Source organism: Micromonospora sp. NPDC047467 (assembly GCF_040643095.1).
GTDB lineage: Bacteria > Actinomycetota > Actinomycetes > Mycobacteriales > Micromonosporaceae > Micromonospora.
In genome coordinates, this window is record NZ_JBEYTO010000002.1 from 27633 (window position 1) to 43866 (window position 16234).

The following is a 16234-nucleotide window of genomic DNA, read 5'->3' on the forward strand; positions in this document are numbered from 1 at the left end:
CGCAGCGTCGCGGGACCCCGGCTCGCGTGTGCGGGAGCCAGCTCACGCGTTCGAGGGCCGGGCGATGCCCTGGCTCAGGCGAACAGCGCGAAGTAGATCGCGATGTGGTGGCACAGCGCGGCCAGCAGGGTGCAGGCGTGGAAGAACTCGTGGTGGCCGAAGACGCTGGGCCACGGGTTGGGGCGGCGCAGCGCGTAGAAGACCGCTCCGACGCTGTAGATGACGCCGCCGACGATCAGCAGCACCAGCGCGGTGACGCCGCCGCCGCGCAGGATCTCGGGAAGCATGGCCACCGCGACCCAGCCGAGCGCCAGGTAGAGCGGCGCGGAAACCCAGCGGGGCGCGTGCGGCCAGGCCACCTTGACCGCCACGCCGGCCAGCGCGCCACCCCAGACCAGGGCCAACATCACGGTGGCCTGTCGCGGTTCGAGCAGCATGACGCAGAGCGGTGTGTACGTGCCGGCGATGAACACGAAGATCATCGAGTGGTCCATCCGGCGCATCAACTGGTAGCCGCGCTCCGACCACACACGACGGTGGTACAACGCGCTGGTGCCGAAGAGGCCGCAGACCGTGAGGCTGTAGATGAGACAGCTCACCAGTGGTGCCCATCCGGGCCGGGTGGCGGCGATCGAGCAGAGCACGATGCCGCTGGCGAGGGCGACGAAGAAGGCGTACGTGTGCAGCCAGCCGCGCATCCGGGGTTTGCCGATGTCGACCGGCTTCAGGCGAAGCGGTGCGGAGGTGGTCACGCCAATAGGTTACGCCACCGTAGGTTACCTTCAAGTAAGCGCGCTGGGTGACGCCCGGCACCGTCCCGATGAATTCCTTGCCGGCACGGCATCGGCGAGGATGAGCCGATGCGGATCCGATCCGTCGGGGCGTACGCACTGCTCCTCGACTGCACCGCCCCCGCCGACATCCCCGAGGCCGCCCTGGTCGAAGCCTGGCGGGCCGAGCTGTGGCGCCGTCGCGAACAGGGCGACCTGAGCGCCGTCGAGATCGTGCCGGCGGCCAGCACCCTCCTGCTCGACGGCCTGTCCGACCCCGCCGCCACAGCCGACCTGCTGGCCAGTTGGGCACCAACCGTCGCCGCCACCGCCACGGCCAGCACCGACGACGACCGGCCCGACGGCGTGCAGGTCGTCGTCCCGGTCGAGTTCGACGGGCCGGACCTGCCCGTCGTCGCCGACCACTGGGGGGTCGACGTGCCAACCGTGCTGCGCCGCCTGACCGACACCCCGTTTCGGGTCGCCTTCTGCGGCTTCGCCCCCGGGTTCCCCTACCTGACCGGGCTCCCCGCCGATCTGGCGCTGCCCCGGCTGCCCACCCCCCGTCCCCGCGTCCCGGCCGGCTCCGTCGCCCTCGCCGGCCCGTACGCCGGCATCTACCCCGGCGCGTCCCCCGGCGGCTGGCTGCTGGTCGGCCGGACCGACCTGACCCTCTTCGACGTGGACGACGACCCGCCGGCCCGACTCGGCCCCGGCACCCCGGTCCGGCTGGCGACGGCATGACCCGCCCCGCCGAGATCGAGGTGCTCCGGGCCGGCGCGCTCACCACCGTGCAGGATCTCGGCCGGCCGGGCTGGGCGCACCTCGGCGTCCCCCGCTCCGGCGCTCTCGACCCGAGCGCCCTGCGGCTCGCCAACCGGCTGGTCGGCAACCCCGAGGAGGCCGCCGGCCTGGAGATCACCCTGACCGGCTGCACGCTGCGGCTGACCCGGGCCACCACCGTGGCGATCACCGGCGCCGACGTCGTCGTCCGCGCCGGCGACCGGCCCGGCGACACCGGACGTCCCCTCACCGTGCCGGCGGGAACGGTGCTGAAGGTCGGTCCGGCCCGTCGAGGCGTACGGAGCTGGCTCGCCGTGGCGGGCGGGATCGACGTGCCGCCGGTGCTCGGCAGCCGGGCCACCGACACCCTCTCCGGGCTCGGCCCGGCCCCGCTGCGCGACGGCGACCGGCTGCCGCAGGGCGTTCCACTCGGGAAACCCGCGCCGGTGGACCTGACCGTCGGCCCGGCACCCGCGCCGGAGCTGACCCTGAGCGTGCGCCTGGGTCCACGCGACGACTGGTTCACCCCCGCCGCGCTCGACCGGCTGCTCGGCACCGCGTACACCGTGAGCCCGGTCAGCAACCGGGTCGGCGCGCGACTCGCTGGCGCGCCGCTGCCCCGCGCGGTCACCGGCGAACTGCCCAGCGAGGGCGTCGTGCTCGGCGCGGTGCAGGTGCCGGCGGACGGGCAACCCCTGATCTTCCTCGCCGACCATCCGACCACGGGTGGATACCCGGTCATCGGGGTGGTCACCGACGTGACCCCGCTCGCGCAGGCCCGGCCAGGCACTACCGTCAGGTTCCATGGACCTCAACGCTGACCTGGGCGAGGGCTTCGGCATCTGGCGGCTCGGTGACGACGACGCCCTGCTGGCCCTGGTGACCTCCGCGAACGTCGCCTGCGGCTTCCACGGCGGTGATCCGTCCACCATGCGGAGGGTCTGCGAGGGCGCGGCGCGACACGGCGTCGCGGTGGGCGCGCAGGTCGGCTACCGGGACCTGGCCGGCTTCGGCCGGCGGCGCATCGAGTACGACTTCGCCGAGCTACGCGACGAGGTGACCTACCAGTTGGGGGCGCTTGACGCGTTCTGCCGGATCTTCCGCACCCGGGTCCGCTACCTCAAGCCACACGGCGCGCTCTACCACGCGGCGGCCACCGACGAGTCGCAGGCCGCGGCGGTGGTCGCCGCGATCTGCGGGTACGACCCCGAACTGCCCGTCCTCTGCCTGTCCGGCTCGGTGCTCGCCCAGCTCGCCGTCGGCGCGGGCCTACCCGTGGTCGCCGAGGCGTTCGCCGACCGTGGCTACCTGCCCAACGGGTCGCTGGTGCCGCGCGGCACCCCCGGCGCGGTGATCACCGACCCGGAGGAGGTGGCCACCCGGGCGGTACGGATGGCCACCGAACGGACCGTGGTGGCGGTGGACGGCACCGTCATCCCCTGCCCGGTGGAGTCGATCTGCGTACACGGCGACACGTCGGGCGCGGTCTCCGCCACCGAACTGGTCCGGGCCTCCCTGATCGACGCCGGGGTCCAGGTCGCCCCGTTCGCCCGTTAGGCGTCGAGGCCGCGCAGCACCAGGGGAAGTCGGGACGCGGCACCGTCGACCACCCGGACCGGGACACCCCAGTCCTGCCGGGTCAGGTGGCAGGCCGCGTGCTCGACGTCCGCGTCGCAGGTCGCCGCCTGGGCCGTCACCTGGAGGACCCCACCGGTGACCTCGCCATTCAGCACCAGTCGGCGGGACAGCTCGGTGCCGGTGCCGCCACCGTCCAGCAGCAGCTCCGGCGGGGAGGCGGAGACCACCAGCCGGGTCGACGGCCCGTACGTCTCGTCCAGCTTCTGCCCCGGCGCGGGGGTGAAGACGATGTCGAGGGTGACCTCACCCGCCGCCACGTCGGTCGGCTTGCGCTCGGTGCGGTGTCGGGGGCCGTCGACAGTGCTCGCGCCGGCCGCCGACAGCGCCCCCGGGGCCAGCCGGGTCAGCCGGTGCCCGGCGGACTCCACCACCAGCACCTCACCGGACGGGGTGAGCACCAAATCGCTCGGCTCGGCCAGCCCGTCGGCGACCGTGGACACCTGGGAGGTGGCCGGGTCGAAGCGGCGCACCGCACCGTTGTAGGTGTCCGCGACCAGCACCGAGCCGTCCGGCAGCGCGCACACCCCGAGCGGGTGCTGGAGCAGCGCCGACTCCGCCGGCCCGTCCACGTGACCGAAGTCGAACAGGCCCTGCCCGACGGCGGTGCCCAGCACCCCGTTCTCGACGTACCGGACCGCGCTGGTCTCGCTGTCGGCGATCCACAGCCGGGCACCGTCGGCCGAGACGGAGAGCCCTGACGGCTGCGCCATCCACGCCTCGGCCAGCGGGCCGTCGCGCAGCGCCTCGACCGTCGTGCCCGCGTACATGCCGGCCGTCCGCTTGATCGGGTCGAACCACCAGAGCTGGTGGATACCGGCCATCGTGATGATCAACTTGTCGTCGTACCAGGCCAGGTCCCACGGGGACGACAGGTCCACGGCGAGCGCGTCGTGCGCGTGGTCGTCGACCGAGGCGCGCCACTGCCGGCCGCTGCCGGCCACGGTGACCACCTCACCCGACGCCAGCCGTACGCCCCGCAGCAGGTGGTTGACCGTGTCGGCGACTACCAGGTCGTAACCGGCCACCTCGGCGACGTGGGTGGGCAGCAGGCAGAGCCCCTGCGGCTCGGAGAAGGTCGCCGCGCCCGCCGGCCCGTCGGCCCGACCCCGGTCCCCCGAGCCGATCCGGCGCACCGGCGTCTCGCCGTCCGGGGCCAACTCGACCAGGGAGTGCCGCGCCGAGTCGGAGACCAGCAGGTTGCCGCCTTCCAGGAGCACCGCCTTGCCCGGAAAGCGCAGCGTCGTCTCCGGTGCCGGCGGCGGGACGTACGGGCCGTCACCCCGGTGCAGAGTGCCCTTGGCCTCGTGGGTGGCGATCAGCTCGTCGATCAACCGGGCCAGCCCTTCGGCGTGCCCCTCGCCCGCCATGGTCGCCACCACGTAACCCTCGGGGTCGATCACCGACAGGGTCGGCCAGGCCCGGGCCGCGTACTGCTGCCACATGTCCAGCTCAGGGTCGTCGAGTACGGGGTGGTGCACCCCGTACCGCTCCACGGCGGCGGCCAGCGCGTCGGCGTCCTTCTCGTGCTCGAACTTCGGCGAGTGCACACCGATCACGACGAGTACGTCGCCGTACTTCTCCTCCAGCGGCCGCAGCTCGTCGAGCACGTGCAGGCAGTTGATGCAGCAGAAGGTCCAAAAATCTAAGATGACGCAACGACCTCGAAGATCCTGCAGTGTCAGGTTTTGTCCACCCGTATTAAGCCACTGCCGGCCCCGGAGTTCGGGTGCACGTACACGCGCTGTCGTTGCCATGCCTGTCAGCCTGCCACGGCGAGGCTTTTCCGTATCGGTCCTCGTGACCCGAGCGACAGAAAGCGTCGAGGCGTCTCAGCCCGCGCCGCCGTCGTTACGTTCACGACGCTTCCCGGCGTACTCGCGGACCTCGACCTCGTCGCAGATTCGGCCGACGGTCGACGTCTCCATCGGGGCCGGGAAGTCGACGGCGCGGGGTGCCGGCTGAGGTCATATTCGACATGGGCATCTTCGACGGCCCCGAGGCACAGCGACTCGCCGAGATCATGGCAGAAGAGTCCGACTAGCCCCACGACAACGACGAAGCGCCCCGCCGCCCGGCACCGCCGAGGGTGGGGCGTTCAAGCTGTTGATGGCGCTGGGAATCACCGGGTGGTGATCCCGCTGGTCCGCCAGTTCGGACCGTCCCGGTAGGACTTAACTGGGCTCTCTCGGCGGGTTTCACATCGACATGGGTGACCGACATTGCACGGGGCGCGCCTGGCTTGGGCTGGGAGGCGCCGCGCCATTACAGTCCGAGGCATGCCGGAAATGGTGCAGCCCCAGGTCAAGTTGATCGCGTGGACCCAGTTCGCGGCCCCAGACGACGTACAGGGGTCGACCGACACCGAGGGCGGCCAGCACGCCGGGTAGTACGACGACGGCACCCGCGCCAACGGGTGCCGTCGTGAACAGCACTCGCGTCAACGAGTGCAGGTAACGAGATCACCAAGCCCTTCCGACGAAGAAGAAACAAGGAGGCTCGCCTGTGAGCAGAGTACGTCGCAACACGGACGAGGTTAAGAAGGCCCCTGGAAACCGCGACGTGTCGCCCAGGGGTCTCGCGCTGCTGGTGGCGGCCGTTCTCGCTGGCTACCTGGTCATGGAAAACCCAAAGGCCGCAACCCCGGCCCTCGTTGCCGTGGCGGTTCTCACGGTGCTGAACCAGCTTGTCCGGCGGGATCGGGATCGCGACTCGGACCAGGAGTAGCCCCTGAGTGAGGCCCTCGGTCGACCGGATCACCCCGGCGGACGAGGGCTTCACCTTGTTCGACATCGGCAACCCGCCGTGCCTCAAGGACCGAGGCCCTCGGCTTGCGGAGATCGCGGCCGACGAGGAGTCCTAGCCTCACGGAGTCTTTGACCGAGAGTGGATGATTGATTCCTGCGAGACACTGCTAACGGCCGGTGCCCGACGACTCAATGCGGGTTAGCCGGACGCGCGACAGTAGCTCGATTGGCTGTCGGGCAGCCTCAATTGCCTCCACTAGCTCTTCGTCGGATACGCCCGGCAGGCCCTCATACGCCTGATCCACGGTCTCGCGTGCTATTTGTTCAGGACCTACCAACGGGCGGGGCACACGAGGCGATGCACCTTCGAGAATCTCCATCCGGTGTTTCTGCCAGTCCATAATAAGCCGAACAATTCGCTCCATGGCTGCGATACCAGCGACGCCGTACGCGACTGGTGAGAACTGCTCGGCCACAGTCGTCAGGACAACTTCAAATGGACTTTCGAGGCGCATGCGAGCTACATGAAGGCTCGGGTTTCCGACGACTCTCATCTGCGCCGCAAGGCTCAGTCGTGGATGGTTCCCCCTCGTAGCCCGGAACCTGCCCACAGCTTCTCCAACGCAACCCACGCGGTCAAGTTGGTCAACGTAACGCTTAACCTGGGACAGCCTCGGCATGTCGCCAAGATCAGCAACTATCAACAGCGTGGGCGTCTCTGTAGTCAACCCGGCACCGAGGGAAGTCATGCGGCGCATCTAACCACAATGGACTCGGGGTGCCCACCCCTCGTGAACGACGCGCCGGACAGTCCACCAAGCTTCTCCAAGGCGTGGTTGGGGTGGGGAGGGCCTTACTCTCGCTGGCGCTGCTTCCCTGCTACGCCTTGGTCCAGTAGAGGACAGGAGCCGGCGGCACGTAGCGGCACGTGCCTACTGTGGATGCGTGCCACCTGAACTCATGCCTTCGCTGCTGACCGGGGCCTTCGCGCTAGGGGGTGGACTGGGCGGTGTCCTGCTGACTGGCTGGATCACTCGACGCAATGAGACGCGACGCTTAGCCGCCGAGGACTCCCGCCGCTGGCTAGTCGACCGCCGGCACGCCTACGCCGCTTACCTCACACTCGTTCAGTCGATGCTTCGAGAGATCGACGAAACTGCGGTCTTCCTGTCCTACGACGGTACTGAGGAGGTAAGCGAAGAGTACGAGTCATTCATTGACGAAGGACTGATGGATTACTGGCAGCGCTGGGAGGAGGTACTTCAGCCAGCATTGCTAGAGGTGGAATTGATGGCCAACCCGCTAGTGGCGGATCTTGCAGACAGGACGAGTGCCGCCCTTATGGAGATCACCGCAGTAGTCGAAATGCGAGGAAGGTTCACCGATTACTATCCCGGATGGTTTCAGGCTCGGGACATGTTCGAGGTTCTGCGGAATGCGATGCGGGTAGAGATTGGCCTTCCAGCTTCGGGGATTAGGGATTTCCGGGCTAGGGACGATTCTTGGCCCTGGCTTCCGAACAGACCTAGCCGCGAATCATATATTCAGGTCCACCCAAGGAAGGCGGAGGAAGTACCCGGCAAGACCCTTTCTGAGCAGCGCTCGGCTCAGGCCAGCCGGCGTGAGGGCAACGCCTTCGAGACCAAGCCAGAAAGAGGGAGTTCCAGAACGAAGAGGGGACCTTCAGGACGCTCGCGCTGACGGGCTCGCAGTGTATCGGTGAGATCCATAGCGACCCCTATGCCCGTACGAACAGGAAGGCGCTATGCCGCTTCGGTGGGGGAAGCGGGGCCGAGGGGGCCTTCCCCCAGGGTCACGGTCAGTAATTTTGGCATTGAGCCAGTCGCGACCTCGCGGCGGTCACGGCGAGACGCGGCGTGCTGGGCATCCGAGTCAGGAGCCGGGCCACCGGGGTCGCCGGGGGTGGTCCGGCACCGGGACGCGGTAAGGGTAGCTGGACAGTCACGGCCCTGGCACCAAGGACGCGCAAGGGCCCCCGGGGTACAAGATCCCCGAGGGCCCTCATGTCCGTGCCGCTAGGAGGTCTGGCGGACCTGCCGGACCACGTCGGTCGGATCGAAGTCGTACAGGCTTTGATCGGCCGGGGTCCGGCCAGATACCAGGGCGGGCCTCGGGGCTTCCGGCTGGGCGTCCCGCGCGGCGTCGTTGGCGACGCGGGCCCGGTCTAGCGCCAAGGTCCGGGCCTCGCGCTGGATCTCCGTCGGGGAGTTCCCTGTGATCCTGGCGGCTAGGTCCTCCCCGAGGGAGTAGCGCTTGGCGGCGTCGGCGACCAGCCAAGCCCGGTTCGCGCGGGCCGGCGGTTCGGTCCGCACCCGCTCGGCATCCTGGGCAGCGGCGACGGCTCGGGCTATCTTGTCGCCCTCCTGCGCCCCGGCGATGGCGCGGTCTACCTTGCTGCTGATGTTGTCCATGCTCGTCACGGTCACGCCCCCGTGAACGGCTCGGCGGCGATCAGGTCCGCCGGGATGCCGCTCGCGCAGACGGTGAGGTCGTCCCATGCCATGCCGAGGCGGGACAGGCGACCGGGGAAGTTCCTCGGGTCGGCCCGGTGGGCGGCGTTGTGGTGGGCGGCCAGCGCGGCGCGTTGCTCAGGGCTCGCCGGACGGTGCATGACGCGCAGGTTGTCCAGCCCGGTAATCGCCGAGGCGACCCGGTCGGCCTCCTCGTACGCGCCGCGCGCTTCGCGGATCGCGCGGGCCGAGGTCTCGGCCAACTCGGGGAGGCGGGCGGCGAGGATCGGCCGCAGACCCTCGTAGTTCGCAGGAATGCTCTGCTCGTAGACCCGCGCGGCGGCGTAAGCCCGGTTCAGCGCGGCGCGGATCTTTAGCTCGGCCTGACGGATGCGCTCGTCGGTGACCTCCTGAAAGATCGGCGCGGGCGGGTTCTTTCCAGCTCGGATCGCGGCGGCGATCGCCGCGCGGTTGTCGGCCATGGCGTCGCGGATCGCTTCAACCATGTCCCGCTCGGCGGCGGTGGCGTTGTTCGCCGCGTCCAGGGCGTCGAACGCGGTCCGCACGGCAGACGGGCACGCGGGGTCGTCCAGGACCCAGGCCGGGATGCCGTAGTCGGGGGCGACCAGGTCGCCGATGCTCGTGGCCATTGTGTCTCCTCTGGGTGTGCTGCAATCCCCCCGCCAGACGCTCTGTGTGGGGGGATCAGGTGCGGGTCGGAATCGGGGGAAGGCTGGGAACGACTCAGGCCCTCCGAGGGGGCGTCTCAGACCAGTCGGAAGAACCAGGGGCGGCTATCCGCGCGGGTGCGTCTGCGGCTGGCGGAGATGCCGAGCGTGCCGAGATCGGCAGCCAGGTGGCGGACGTTCCAAGCCTTCGCCGCGGGATTCTTCGTCGCTGAACTCCGCGGTAGCCGACGGCACACAACCGCGTGTAGTTCGGCGGTCGTGACGTTGTATTCGCCGCGCCCGCCAGCACCTTCTCGGCGATCAGTTGGGCAACCGCCGGGTCAGGCTCGAAAGGCTGAACCATCAGGCCGCCTTCTCGGTTGGCTCGGTGCCAAACAGCCGCGCCGCCTTACGCTCGATCGCGGCCAGGGCGTCGCGGTCCTCGGCGATCACGGCGTCGGCCTGGCGCAGCAGCAGATCCTGCGCGGCGGCACGGAAGCTCGTTGCAGCCTCCGCGCGTAGACGGACCGACCTTCTGATACGGCACCGGTTCGAGCAGGTCAGGCGGGCGCGGTAGCCGGGGGTGCGCGTAGTCGCCGCCGGGCACTCGCTACACCGGGCCATACAGGCACCTCCCTTTCCGCGTGATGCGAATAAACGGCAGAAAAAACCAGATCGAGCCCGCTCACGCCACATAAAGCGGGCTCGATCTGGCCTGAAGAATGACGGCCGCAGCGCCAGGAGAAGCCCCGCCCGTTACAAGGTGAGTGGGCCCGCGAGGCCCTAGCTGTTCACCTGTCCCACGTTGCGGGACGCCGGACGTGGGACGGCGGTTTCACGCTGCCCCAGGGAAGCGGGCCTTTTCGAGTGACGCAGTGACGCGCGTTTCGTCACTCCCGTATCTATGTCTAAGACTTCTTCTTCTTCCTCTAGTAGTAGTAATAGGGAAGTGACGAAACGGGGGTCACTGCGTCACCCGGCGGCTCGCTTCCACGCTCCGCGTGATGCTGGCACCGCTCAGCGCAAAGACCCGCCCCAGGGCGGTCAGCCTCGGTGGACGAGGCACTAACGCCGGGGCGGGCGGCTGAGACGGCTACCGGCGTTGGGCCCAGCCGACAAAGCGCGGGGTCAGGTCCGGCAATGTGCCGTCCGGGTTGAGTTTCTTCAGGTCGGCCGTCGCCTCCTCCTGAACCTTTGCCATGTGTACCAGCAGGCCCGGACGATCGTCGCGGAACTCGCCGAGGAGGCGCAGCTTCGCGGCCGAGCAGGGCCACAAGATGCCGCAGTTGGGGCAACGCCACGACGGGCGTAACGGCTTGTGCTCCGCCTGGTCGCGCATCAGCCGACCCGCACGGGCGTACGGGCGACCGGGCGGCGGGCGGTCTGCCGGGACGCTGGGGCCAGTGCCGGCGGGTCCTGCCAAACCAGGCCGCCGGACATGACGAACAACGAACGCCGCGCGACAGCGTCCCCGCTCACGCCCAGCTCGTACCCGTCGAGCCAGAGCCAACCGTCGTACGTCGGCCAGTCGAGTACCCGAATCACGCGCACGAAGATCGGGCGCATGAACTGCACACTCGCGGCGCGGGTTAGGTGCAGGACGTCGCCTGTCGCCACCTTCCGCGCGGCCCCGCTCACGCGTGCGCCCAGCGGCTATCAGGGACGCGGTTTAGGCGTTCAACCGGCGCGACCGGGGGCAGCCCGACCGGGACGAAGGTCCCCGGCGGCCAGGGCGTCGGCGGTCTCGCCGGGGCCGGCTTCCGGTTGGGTGGCCGATCGGGCTTCGGTTCGGGTGGCTGGTCCGGCACGCGCGCTCCCCCTGCTCGTAGCTCTGGGAAGGGGCCACCCCCGTAGTGCTCGCCGTCAGGGGCGGCCCCGGTTACGAACGCGTCCGCCGGGTTCTGGTCCCTGCCGGCCGCGCCGTCTACAAAGCACCTTGCCCAACGAAGCTAGACGGCTACACCACGTAGCTATACGTTCTATAGACGTCGAAGACGTCCGCTCGGAGGTGGGCATGAACCAGGCGCTACGAGTGGCATTGGCTGACACAGGTGAGACCGTCGAAAGTCTTGCCGAGCAGGTCGGCGTAGACCCGAAGACGGTGGCGCGCTGGGTCAACCCCGGCCGAGTCCCACACCCGCGCCACCGCGCAGCCGCAGCCGCTGCGCTCGGCCGTGAGGCTGAGGACATTTGGCCGGACGTCTTGAAGCGGCGGGAACCGGCGTGGCTACGCCCGTGGGTGGAGACCGAGCTTCAGGCGTCTGCTCTGCGCGCCTTTCAGGTGGCGGTCATTCCCGGCTTGTTGCAAACCCCCGATTACGCCTCGGCGGTACTGGCTAGTGGGGTGCTCGGCCCGGACGAGGTCGCGGACTACGTCGAGACCCGGCTACGCAGGCAAACGGCGGTGCTCGACCGGCGCAAGCCCCCGCTCTTCGTCGCGGTGATTGACGAATTCGCTCTTCGTCGTGGCGACCCCGAGATCATGAACCCGCAGCTAGACCACCTGGTAAAGATGGCCCAGCGGCCGAATGTGCTTGTTCACGTGTTGCCGCTGGACGCGGGCCTTCACGCCGGGCAAGCGGGGCCGTTCGTCATCGCCACCACTGAAGACGGCGATGTCGCCTACCTCGATGATCAGGCTGCCGGACGGCTGACCAACGACACCGCCGCCCTTTGGGCCACCTGGGATACGCTGCGCTCAGTGGCTCTCCCACGCCGCCAAACCATCGACTACTTAGAGGCAAGATCATGGCTGACCTGACCGGCGCCCTCTGGCGCAAGAGCACCCGCAGTAGCTCCAACGGCGGCGACTGCGTCGAGGTTGCCGACAACCTTCCGGGCGTCGTCGCGGTGCGCGACTCAAAGGACCCAGCGGGTCCGGCGCTGACCTTCCCCCCGGCCACGTGGGTCGCGTTCGTCGGCCAAGTAGCCGAGCGGTCGTAGCCAACGCCAGACCAACGGAAGCGCCCGTCCCCGATATTGGGGACGGGCGCGATGCGTTGAGGCCCGCGCATGTCGCCGGCACAGCGCTAGCGTGGCCTGAGTAAGCACATGGTGCACGGAAAACGGTTGACCGCGCATCGGCCGAATGACGATCTCCGTTGCCCAGCATTCCGCGAAGTTCCGCGAAGTTCCCCCAAACTTCGCGGAACTTCGCGCCAAGTAGCGCTGAATGTTGAGCACAACCTCAGCGGTCGTGCCCGCTGTCCGCGAGCTACAGCGCTAGAGGCTCGCGGGACACAAGCCATCGGCAGCCGTACCGTTGCTGAACGTGACAACCGACGACCAGCCCGACGACGCTCCATATAGCCGGCGCAGTCCGATCTTCGGAAGTGTGCGGCCTACCCCCGGGCATCCTCGGCGCGTTGACCGCGCGCTCACGACTCGCAGACGTTCGGACGAGCCGGATTCAGCCGTTCTCGGCGAGAGATGCCGATGCGACTTGACCTCGGTTGCTGAACCGTCTGCAATGGAGGGCGCAAGTTACACCGGTGTAAGCCGCCTAGACGTTGGGCCCGACTACCGGCCCGTCGTCCTAGGTATGCGTGTACCACTACTAATCAGGAGAGCACTCACGATCGGGCCTACGCGGTGTGGTTCCCCGCTCGGGCTAGGCTCGCTGCGGCGACGCAATCACTTCACTCCAACGCGGTCATCAGTCGCCCCATCTGGGGCGCGCGACAGGCCGAAGGGAGGTGATCAAGTCGAGCCGGAGGAGGAAGCCCCCAAGCAGGAGAACGAGCCTTATTCCGCAAGCCGCGCCGCGCAACTGGCAGAGCAGAGGGACGGCCGCAGCGATCTTGCTGCAAATTACGTACTGGGCGTTGAAGGTGGTCAGCATCATGACCGACTTCGCGCGGGGTGGATTCGCCTGACCCACTGGGTAGACGAACCCACGCCAGCGACCGCAAACCTGTCGCCACGAGTTTCCAGGCCCTAGGCGACTGGCCCTTGTTATCACGGTGATAACGCGTTATCACCCCGAGTGTAGGTCCTACCCGCAGGAATGAGTCAACGCACTGACGGAGATTTTCGCACTGCGGTGTAGGCGTGCGGGCCGGGGGTGGTCGACCAACGACCCCCGGCCCGCACATTCATGCGGGTCTCAAGTGGTCGTGAGGGCCGTCAGCCTCGCAGGCCGCCGACGCCGTGTCGGCACCTTGTCGGCAGGCAGGTACCGACGCACAGTCCGCTCACTGACGCCCAGGCGTGCGGCGATCTGCGCAGGCGTCGCGCCCGGCGTCGCGGCGAGCACCGTCGACACTCTGGCGGCGGTCGTGGGCGGTGCCGCCACCGGATCGGCCATCGTCGGCGGATTGCCGACAGAGGCAAGGACCGGCAACGGCCGAACGCCGGACGGGATGACCGGCGGGCGAGGCCGGGCCGGCGCTAGGACGATCGGCAAGGGGGCCCCGGGAGGACTAAGGACGGCCTCACCCGGGCGAGGAGTACCTCCGGCAGGGGTCGCCCCGGCCGACGCGTCTGCGGTCCTCCCTTGCGGGTCATGGGTGATGGCGGGCGTCCGGGCAAAGACGAGTTTCACCAATGCCATGAAGGCGAGCGCCGGCACAGCCGACAGGAGCTAGCCCGAGACGCCCGGCTTCGCCACGGCGAGCTGAGCGGCGAGCGACAGGCACGCCGCCCCGACCAGCAGGGCGAGCGGGTACCCCGTCGGCGAACCCGCCCGACGCCGCCGCCGGATCTCCAGCAGCGACGCCACCGGGACCAACTCGGACACGCAGGCGTTGACCCAGCCGAAGGCGTTCGGCGTCCCGTCGGGGCTGTTGGCCATGGTCCACGCGTGTACGTGGGAAAGCTGGCCCAGCCAGCGGCCACGCCGACAACGAGCAGGATCAGGACCAGCAATGCGCCCTCGGCGCGTTCGGTGCGGTTCATGCGGTGGGCAGGCGACGCAGATTGGCCAGAACGTCGGCCAGGGTCACGACCGGCACGCCGTGAAGCGCGGCGTAGACGGGTTCGGGGAAGTCCTCGGCCCCGGGCAGGGTCACGACGACGTCAGCCGCGCGAGCGGCGTCCATGTCGTCGGCGACCAGGGCGACGAGGTCGTCAGCGTCGGCCGGATCAGCGTCGGTCGCGGTGACGACCAGGTAGCCGGCGTCCAGCAGGGCGGCCACGGCGGCGCCGAGCCCGTCGGCGGCCTCGGCGGGAGCAGCGATGTAGACGCGGGGGTCAGTAGGGTTGAACACAGCGAACCTCCTGGGGTTCGTTAGGGCCCTGGTCGGCGGCGGAATCGCTCGGCCGGGGCCTGTCTTATGCGGTTGTGGTGGCTGGTCTCAGGCGTCGGCGGGCACAGGCTCGGGCTCGTCGGCCCAGGTGAAGCGCAGACGCGCGGCGGGGTCGAACCTGTAGCCCCGGCGACCCCCGGCGGGCGTGATCGTTACGGCGTTCAGGGCCAGGCCGAGAAGGTCGCGCCGGTCGGGCAGAGTCGCGGCGTCCCAAGCTTCGCGAGCTAGAACCGGATCAAGTAGCGGGCTGATGTCGGCCTCGGGCAACGGGAACTCGGCGAGGTTGCGACGCAGCCCGGCGACGCGGGCGGTTAGGCGTTCGTGTAACCGGGTCCAACGCTGGACCGCCTCGGGGCCGACGAATTCGCCGCGCAGGTATCGGGCGTCTTCGAGGTCGACCAGGGCGGCGTTAGCGTCGTCCAGGGCGGCTGTGATGGTGGCGCGCTCGCGGATTACGGCGGGGTCGTGGCGGGCGACCCATCGTTCGGCGACGGCGTCTAGCAGTGGGTCGCCGGGCTCCGTCGCGGCGAGTCGGTTTATGAAGCCGTCGACCACGGCGCGGTCGACGGCGGGGATCATCGCCGTGGTGTGCGCCGGGCACGGGCGGCCGAGGCGGCGGGCTTGGCAGACGTACGACTGACCGGCGGCGGACATGCGACCGGCGCAGCCCCCGCAGCGCAGGTACCCGGTTAGGAGGTGGGCGACCTGCGCGCGGACGCCCCGAGAGCGGCCCGACTTGTCGGTGGCGGTCCGCTGTTCGAGGAGGCGAACGGCCTGTAGTTGCTCGGCCGGCGTGACGATCCCTCGGCCGACCTCGACGGTCTCGCCGGTCTCCGGGTCGCGCCACGGGACGACCTTCGCCGTGTACTTCCCGTCGCGCTTGATGGTCTCAGGCAGTAGCCCGGCGAACGCGGGGGACTTGAGCAGAGTAGACAGCGTCCCGACGGCCCAGGCACCGCCGCGCGGCGCGGGGATCTCCCGCGCGTTGAGGTCGCGTGCGATCCTCACCAGCGGCTCGCCGGACAGGGCCCGGTCGGCGATCTCGCGGGCGGTCGGCGCGGTGCGCGGGTCGTGGTCTAGCCGGCCGTCCTCGCCGACGGTCAGGCCGTACGGCGGCTGCCCCCCGATCCACCGGCCGAGAGTGCGAAGGTGGGCCTTCGCGCTGGCGACGCGAAGGCCGATGTTCGCGGATTCGCTGCGGGCGACCTCAGACAGGAGGGCGAGCACGAGCCGGGCCTGAGAGTGCGACGTGTCGAGGCCGTCCTGTACGAAGACGATCCGTCCGCCGGCCTTCTCGACGTCGTCAAGGACTTGGCCGACCTGGCCCATGCCACGCCGGGACAGGCGGTCGACCTTCCAGACGACCAGCGTCCCGACGGTGCCGGTCGTGAGGGCAGATACGGCGGCGTCGAACCCGGCGCGGTCGACGGCCTTATAGCCGGACCGGCCCCGGTCGATGTGGACGGTACGGACCTCTAACCCGGCGCGCGTGGCCCAGGCCCGGCAGTCGGCCTCTTGGCGCTCGATTGCGGTCTTTCCCTCACGGTCGAGGGACAGGCGTAGGTAGAGATCGGCGAGGTGTTCATGGTGGGACATGGCGAGGACGCTAGGCCCTCGGCCAGTGAGTTACAAGCTTCTTCTAGGACATCCAGAAATCAGCGAGGACGATCTTGCCGCGCAGGTCGGCGAGCTTCAGATCGCGTCCACCGGTGTTCAGCCAGCCCCGACCGCGCAGCTCGGGGGCCCGTACTCGTGCGCTCATGTCCCCATCGTGCCTGACCACCGACGTCCGGCAGACCAGCGGGGGCGATCCGGGGCGGCATCGGATGGGTGAACGGCGGCGGCTCCGGTGTGGTGCCGTTGATGGCGATGATCCGCGCCCGGCGGGCGGCGGGCAGCAAGGTGCCGTTCCGG

At 69.4% G+C, this 16234-nt stretch carries 20 protein-coding genes and 3 pseudogenes; 10 read left to right on the forward strand and 13 right to left on the reverse strand.

Annotated features, from left to right (window positions below; translation table 11 throughout):
• Positions 1 to 74: 74 nt before the first annotated feature.
• The gene (locus ABZ780_RS04315; protein WP_357003410.1) at positions 75 to 752 is read right to left on the reverse strand and encodes a hemolysin III family protein; all 678 of its coding nucleotides are present in this window, start codon (positions 750 to 752) and stop codon (positions 75 to 77) included.
• A 108-nt stretch (positions 753 to 860) separates the two neighbouring features.
• Here ABZ780_RS04315 and ABZ780_RS04320 point away from each other — a divergent pair, with 108 nt between their 5' ends.
• From ABZ780_RS04320 to ABZ780_RS04330, 3 genes are read left to right on the forward strand one after another with little or no spacing between them, the layout of a single operon-like run.
• Complete coding sequence (locus ABZ780_RS04320) at positions 861 to 1514, forward strand: allophanate hydrolase subunit 1 (RefSeq protein ID WP_357003412.1); 654 nt, start codon at positions 861 to 863, stop codon at positions 1512 to 1514.
• Entirely contained in the window at positions 1511 to 2374 is an 864-nt protein-coding gene (locus ABZ780_RS04325) for a biotin-dependent carboxyltransferase family protein (RefSeq protein ID WP_357003414.1), read from the forward strand. Before ABZ780_RS04320 ends, ABZ780_RS04325 begins: the two co-directional genes overlap by 4 nt.
• Positions 2358 to 3110, forward strand: a complete 753-nt coding sequence (locus ABZ780_RS04330) for a 5-oxoprolinase subunit PxpA (RefSeq protein ID WP_357003416.1) — start codon at positions 2358 to 2360, stop codon at positions 3108 to 3110. Before ABZ780_RS04325 ends, ABZ780_RS04330 begins: the two co-directional genes overlap by 17 nt.
• On the opposite strand, the gene ABZ780_RS04335 is transcribed toward ABZ780_RS04330, so the two are convergent.
• Entirely contained in the window at positions 3107 to 4945 is a 1839-nt protein-coding gene (locus tag ABZ780_RS04335) for an NHL domain-containing thioredoxin family protein (RefSeq protein WP_357003418.1), read from the reverse strand. The genes ABZ780_RS04330 and ABZ780_RS04335 overlap by 4 nt on opposite strands.
• A gap of 531 nt (positions 4946 to 5476) precedes the next feature.
• Between ABZ780_RS04335 and thyX the strand changes: the two are divergent.
• From thyX to ABZ780_RS04350, 3 genes and pseudogenes are all read left to right on the forward strand, one after another.
• Positions 5477 to 5566, forward strand: a pseudogene (gene thyX / locus ABZ780_RS04340) (FAD-dependent thymidylate synthase); the annotation flags it as partial.
• Between the two features lie 127 nt (positions 5567 to 5693).
• Positions 5694 to 5915, forward strand: coding sequence for a hypothetical protein (locus tag ABZ780_RS04345; protein ID WP_357484144.1), 222 nt, complete (start codon positions 5694 to 5696; stop codon positions 5913 to 5915).
• A gap of 7 nt (positions 5916 to 5922) precedes the next feature.
• Positions 5923 to 6051, forward strand: a complete 129-nt coding sequence (locus ABZ780_RS04350) for a hypothetical protein (protein WP_357003422.1) — start codon at positions 5923 to 5925, stop codon at positions 6049 to 6051.
• Between the two features lie 51 nt (positions 6052 to 6102).
• Here the strand turns inward: ABZ780_RS04350 and ABZ780_RS04355 are convergent, their stop codons facing one another.
• A complete protein-coding gene (locus ABZ780_RS04355; RefSeq protein WP_357003424.1) occupies positions 6103 to 6684 on the reverse strand; it encodes a hypothetical protein in 582 nt (193 codons plus the stop codon).
• Between the two features lie 196 nt (positions 6685 to 6880).
• On the opposite strand from ABZ780_RS04355, the gene ABZ780_RS04360 reads away from it, so the two are divergent.
• On the forward strand, positions 6881 to 7636 hold the full coding sequence (locus tag ABZ780_RS04360) for a hypothetical protein (RefSeq protein ID WP_357003426.1): 756 nt from the start codon (positions 6881 to 6883) through the stop codon (positions 7634 to 7636).
• A 335-nt stretch (positions 7637 to 7971) separates the two neighbouring features.
• Here the strand turns inward: ABZ780_RS04360 and ABZ780_RS04365 are convergent, their stop codons facing one another.
• From ABZ780_RS04365 to ABZ780_RS04385, 5 genes are all read right to left on the reverse strand, one after another.
• Complete coding sequence (locus tag ABZ780_RS04365) at positions 7972 to 8367, reverse strand: hypothetical protein (protein WP_357003428.1); 396 nt, start codon at positions 8365 to 8367, stop codon at positions 7972 to 7974.
• 11 nt (positions 8368 to 8378) lie between these two features.
• Positions 8379 to 9056 (reverse strand): hypothetical protein, encoded by a 678-nt coding sequence (locus tag ABZ780_RS04370; protein ID WP_357003430.1) that lies wholly within the window; start codon positions 9054 to 9056, stop codon positions 8379 to 8381.
• 381 nt (positions 9057 to 9437) lie between these two features.
• On the reverse strand, positions 9438 to 9698 hold the full coding sequence (locus ABZ780_RS04375; protein WP_357484146.1) for a hypothetical protein: 261 nt from the start codon (positions 9696 to 9698) through the stop codon (positions 9438 to 9440).
• A 469-nt stretch (positions 9699 to 10167) separates the two neighbouring features.
• Positions 10168 to 10413, reverse strand: coding sequence for a flavin reductase (locus tag ABZ780_RS04380; RefSeq protein ID WP_357003432.1), 246 nt, complete (start codon positions 10411 to 10413; stop codon positions 10168 to 10170).
• A complete protein-coding gene (locus tag ABZ780_RS04385) occupies positions 10413 to 10640 on the reverse strand; it encodes a hypothetical protein (protein WP_357004801.1) in 228 nt (75 codons plus the stop codon). Before ABZ780_RS04385 ends, ABZ780_RS04380 begins: the two co-directional genes overlap by 1 nt.
• Positions 10641 to 11088: 448 nt before the next feature.
• On the opposite strand from ABZ780_RS04385, the gene ABZ780_RS04390 reads away from it, so the two are divergent.
• Together ABZ780_RS04390 and ABZ780_RS04395 are read left to right on the forward strand one after the other, a co-directional pair.
• Positions 11089 to 11835: a DUF5753 domain-containing protein gene (locus tag ABZ780_RS04390; protein ID WP_357003434.1), complete on the forward strand. Its 747-nt coding sequence runs from the start codon at positions 11089 to 11091 to the stop codon at positions 11833 to 11835.
• On the forward strand, positions 11823 to 12017 hold the full coding sequence (locus ABZ780_RS04395; RefSeq protein ID WP_357003436.1) for a DUF397 domain-containing protein: 195 nt from the start codon (positions 11823 to 11825) through the stop codon (positions 12015 to 12017). Before ABZ780_RS04390 ends, ABZ780_RS04395 begins: the two co-directional genes overlap by 13 nt.
• A 1174-nt stretch (positions 12018 to 13191) precedes the next feature.
• On the opposite strand, the pseudogene ABZ780_RS04400 reads toward ABZ780_RS04395, so the two are convergent.
• From ABZ780_RS04400 to ABZ780_RS04420, 5 genes and pseudogenes are all read right to left on the reverse strand, one after another.
• Positions 13192 to 13296 (reverse strand): annotated as a pseudogene (locus ABZ780_RS04400) (IS21 family transposase); the annotation flags it as partial.
• 360 nt (positions 13297 to 13656) lie between these two features.
• A complete protein-coding gene (locus ABZ780_RS04405) occupies positions 13657 to 13866 on the reverse strand; it encodes a hypothetical protein (RefSeq protein WP_357003438.1) in 210 nt (69 codons plus the stop codon).
• A 100-nt stretch (positions 13867 to 13966) separates the two neighbouring features.
• Positions 13967 to 14281, reverse strand: a complete 315-nt coding sequence (locus ABZ780_RS04410) for a hypothetical protein (RefSeq protein WP_357003440.1) — start codon at positions 14279 to 14281, stop codon at positions 13967 to 13969.
• Positions 14282 to 14368: 87 nt separating this feature from the next.
• On the reverse strand, positions 14369 to 15916 hold the full coding sequence (locus ABZ780_RS04415; RefSeq protein ID WP_357003442.1) for a recombinase family protein: 1548 nt from the start codon (positions 15914 to 15916) through the stop codon (positions 14369 to 14371).
• A 43-nt stretch (positions 15917 to 15959) separates the two neighbouring features.
• Positions 15960 to 16082 carry a hypothetical protein gene (locus ABZ780_RS04420; protein ID WP_357003444.1) on the reverse strand — a complete coding sequence of 41 codons (123 nt, stop codon included), beginning with the start codon at positions 16080 to 16082 and terminating at the stop codon, positions 15960 to 15962.
• 68 nt (positions 16083 to 16150) lie between these two features.
• On the opposite strand from ABZ780_RS04420, the pseudogene ABZ780_RS04425 reads away from it, so the two are divergent.
• A pseudogene (locus tag ABZ780_RS04425) lies at positions 16151 to 16234 on the forward strand (oxidoreductase); the annotation flags it as partial.